At 27.4% G+C, this 2,363-nt stretch carries 3 protein-coding genes; all 3 read left to right on the top strand.

Features of this window, described 5'->3' with window-relative positions; all coding sequences use genetic code 11:
• The first annotated feature begins 446 nt into the window (after positions 1 to 446).
• The 3 genes from NSA58_RS19020 to NSA58_RS19010 all read left to right on the top strand — a co-directional run bounded on the left by NSA58_RS19020 (position 447) and on the right by NSA58_RS19010 (position 2,207).
• Entirely contained in the window at positions 447 to 917 is a 471-nt protein-coding gene (locus NSA58_RS19020; RefSeq protein WP_039680641.1) for an HAD family hydrolase, read from the top strand.
• A 74-nt stretch (positions 918 to 991) separates the two neighbouring features.
• Positions 992 to 1,177 carry a hypothetical protein gene (locus NSA58_RS19015; protein ID WP_039680642.1) on the top strand — a complete coding sequence of 62 codons (186 nt, stop codon included), beginning with the start codon at positions 992 to 994 and terminating at the stop codon, positions 1,175 to 1,177.
• A 52-nt stretch (positions 1,178 to 1,229) separates the two neighbouring features.
• Positions 1,230 to 2,207, top strand: a complete 978-nt coding sequence (locus NSA58_RS19010; protein ID WP_039680643.1) for an SPFH domain-containing protein — start codon at positions 1,230 to 1,232, stop codon at positions 2,205 to 2,207.
• The last annotated feature ends 156 nt before the right edge of the window (positions 2,208 to 2,363 follow it).

Raw genomic sequence — 2,363 nt, 5'->3', positions numbered from 1 at the left:
ACTTTGTATGTTATTTTATATATTTACTATATTATAATATATGATGTTATGATAAATCTATATAATTAAATATAGAAAAGATTTATTAAGATTTAATTCGAGTCAAATAAAGGTTTCTATGAATATAATATAGAAATAGATGCATTAGTAGGTGGTTTAGGTCAGGAAGTATAAGTAATAATTGATAAGACAGCAGATTTTGGTATGATTGCAAGAGAAGTAAAAAATGATCTTTATATGTTTACAGAAAAAATACCTGGAGATCGAAAACAGGGATTATCCATTGCAAGATGTTTAAGCATTAAACCTAAAAGATTATTACTATATGAAACATACTATGTTTTGTATGTGAAAAATATCATTTTATTGACCTAAACAAACTTTGAGTAAATAATATATTTAATGCATTGTAACTTAAAATTTATAAAAAGTGAGGAAATAATATCATGATTAAGGTTGATATACCAGGAAGAGAAAGTTTAGAGTTGGATAATTTAGTTCTTGATTTTAATGGGACTATAGCTGTAGATGGAAGAATTTTAGAAAATATTAAGAAACCCTTAACTGAATTATCAAAATTAATAAATATATATGTGATTACAGCTGATACATACGGAGTGGCACAAGAAGAGTGCGAAAAATTAGACTTAAAAGTAATTACTATCCCAACTGGATGTGCAGGAGTACATAAAAGTGAGTTAGTGAAGAAGTTAGGACAAAAGTATACTGCAGCAATTGGTAATGGATTTAATGATATAGAAATGTTTAAAAATGCTGAATTATCTGTGGCAGTTATTGAAGGAGAAGGCACTTGTAGTAAGCTTATAATTAATAGCGATATAGTAACTAGAAGTATAGGAGAGGCATTAAATTTATTTTTAATTCCAAATCATATAAAAGCAGATTTACGATGGTAAATATAGTACAATATATTATAATGATATCCTGTAATATATATTTTTAGTCACTTTGTATTTGGGAGGCAATATGATTGAGTTCAAATAAGAAATTTTCAAGCAATAATTTTATTTTATTTCTATATATTTTATTTACAATTTTGTTTGTTGCTGTTTGGATATATCAATTATTTATATCTAAACAGTATGCAATGGGAATAGTATTAACATTTTGGCAGGTTGTTTTTACAATAGCATATTTGTTTTTTGTAAAAGAGTAATAAAAGCAGAGTAAATTTACAGGATATCATTTAATTTTAAGGGGGTAAGATTATGATAGAAGAAAGAATAAAATTTGATGAAAAAGAACTTAAACCTATAAGTGGTTGGATGGGGTTACTTATTGGATTAATTTTAATATTGATTTTCCCGGTGGCAATTTACTTTACAGTAATTAAAGATATAGTTTTTCCAACAATATTAGGAATTATATGTTTAATCTTTGGCATTTTTATGCTTTGTGGATTAAAAATATTAAATCCTAATGAGGCAATTGTACTGGTCTTGTTTGGTAATTACTATGGAACAATTTCAAAAGAAGGTTTTTACTTTGTGAATCCATTTTGCAGTGCTATAAACCCAACTTATGAATCAGCAACACTTAGAATGACTAAGGGAAAAGAGGATGAAGGTAAGGCAGAAGCTACTCTAACATCTGCAACAAAAAAAGTATCTCTTAAAACTTTAACATTAAATAATGGAATACAAAAAGTAAATGATGAAATAGGAAATCCTATAATGATAGGGGTAGTTGTAATTTGGAAAGTCATAAATCCTACGAAAGCAGTATTCAATGTTGACAATTATAAAACTTATTTATCTATTCAATGTGATACAGCTCTTAGAAATGTGGCAAGACTTTACCCTTATGATGTGAATGATGCATCAGAGGAAAAAACTCTTAGAGGATCATCCCAAGAAGTTGCGGATAAATTGAAAGAAGAGTTACAGTCAAGAGTATATGTGGCAGGTCTTGAAGTATGTGAAGTAAGAATAACTCACTTAGCTTATGCTCCAGAAATTGCAGCGGCTATGCTTCAACGTCAGCAAGCAGAAGCAATTATTGCAGCACGTAAAAAAATAGTTGAAGGTGCAGTAGGTATGGTAGAAATGGCCCTTAATTCATTAAATGAAAATGATATTGTAAAACTAGATGATGAGAAAAAGGCATCTATGGTTAGTAATTTATTAGTTGTTCTTTGTGGAAATAAAGATGCTCAACCTATTGTAAATAGCGGAAGTATTAATTAATATATGTAGCTAGATAGTATTACTACTATCTAGCTTTTTTACAAAAATACAAAAGTTATTAATATTAACAAATATTAGATATGGTATTTGGATATAAAATTTATAAATTAATTAGAAAGTTAAAAAAATCAATATATAAAAAAGGAATATTGTAAT

It is taken from the genome of Terrisporobacter muris (assembly GCF_024621905.1).
Taxonomy (GTDB): Bacteria; Bacillota; Clostridia; order Peptostreptococcales; family Peptostreptococcaceae; genus Terrisporobacter; species Terrisporobacter muris.
Note: the sequence above shows the minus strand (reverse complement) of the source record. Positions and strands in the feature narration are given on the sequence as shown.